General features: G+C 54.3%; 1 rRNA gene (cut by a window edge). It reads right to left on the reverse strand.

The window, feature by feature from the left end:
• Window position 1: 1 nt before the first annotated feature.
• Window positions 2–1,381: ribosomal RNA gene (locus ACFX4R_RS29385) — 23S ribosomal RNA — on the reverse strand; its annotated part runs 1,204 nt beyond the window's last position; the annotation flags it as partial.

Genomic DNA, 1,381 nt, shown 5'->3' on the forward strand with positions numbered 1-1,381 from the left:
TTTGGTTAAGTCCTCGATCGATTAGTATCAGTCAGCTACACATGTCGCCACGCTTCCACCTCTGACCTATCAACCTGATCATCTTTCAGGGATCTTACTAGCTTGCGCTATGGGAAATCTCATCTTGAGGGGGGCTTCATGCTTAGATGCTTTCAGCACTTATCCCGTCCACACATAGCTACCCAGCGATGCCTTTGGCAAGACAACTGGTACACCAGCGGTGTGTCCATCCCGGTCCTCTCGTACTAAGGACAGCTCCTCTCAAATTTCCTACGCCCACGACGGATAGGGACCGAACTGTCTCACGACGTTCTGAACCCAGCTCGCGTACCGCTTTAATGGGCGAACAGCCCAACCCTTGGGACCGACTACAGCCCCAGGATGCGATGAGCCGACATCGAGGTGCCAAACCTCCCCGTCGATGTGGACTCTTGGGGGAGATAAGCCTGTTATCCCCGGGGTAGCTTTTATCCGTTGAGCGATGGCCCTTCCATGCGGAACCACCGGATCACTAAGCCCGACTTTCGTCCCTGCTCGACTTGTAGGTCTCGCAGTCAAGCTCCCTTGTGCCTTTACACTCTACGAATGATTTCCAACCATTCTGAGGGAACCTTTGGGCGCCTCCGTTACATTTTAGGAGGCGACCGCCCCAGTCAAACTGCCCACCTGACACTGTCTCCCGGCCCGATCAGGGCCGCGGGTTAGAATTTCAATACAGCCAGGGTAGTATCCCACCGACGCCTCCACCGAAGCTAGCGCTCCGGCTTCTCAGGCTCCTACCTATCCTGTACAAGCTGTACCAAAATTCAATATCAGGCTACAGTAAAGCTCCACGGGGTCTTTCCGTCCTGTCGCGGGTAACCTGCATCTTCACAGGTACTATAATTTCACCGAGTCTCTCGTTGAGACAGTGCCCAGATCGTTACGCCTTTCGTGCGGGTCGGAACTTACCCGACAAGGAATTTCGCTACCTTAGGACCGTTATAGTTACGGCCGCCGTTTACTGGGGCTTCGATTCAGAGCTTCTCCCAAAGGATAACCCCTCCTCTTAACCTTCCAGCACCGGGCAGGCGTCAGCCCCTATACTTCGCCTTGCGGCTTCGCAGAGACCTGTGTTTTTGCTAAACAGTCGCCTGGGCCTATTCACTGCGGCTCTCTCGGGCTATACACCCTACCAGAGCACCCCTTCTCCCGAAGTTACGGGGTCATTTTGCCGAGTTCCTTAACGAGAGTTCTCTCGATCACCTTAGGATTCTCTCCTCGCCTACCTGTGTCGGTTTGCGGTACGGGCACCTCCCGCCTCGCTAGAGGCTTTTCTTGGCAGTGTGGAATCAGGAACTTCGGTACTATAATTCCCTCGTCATCACAGCTCAGCCTTCAT

Source organism: Priestia sp. YIM B13490, from assembly GCF_042787735.1.
GTDB lineage: Bacteria > Bacillota > Bacilli > Bacillales > Bacillaceae_H > Priestia > Priestia megaterium.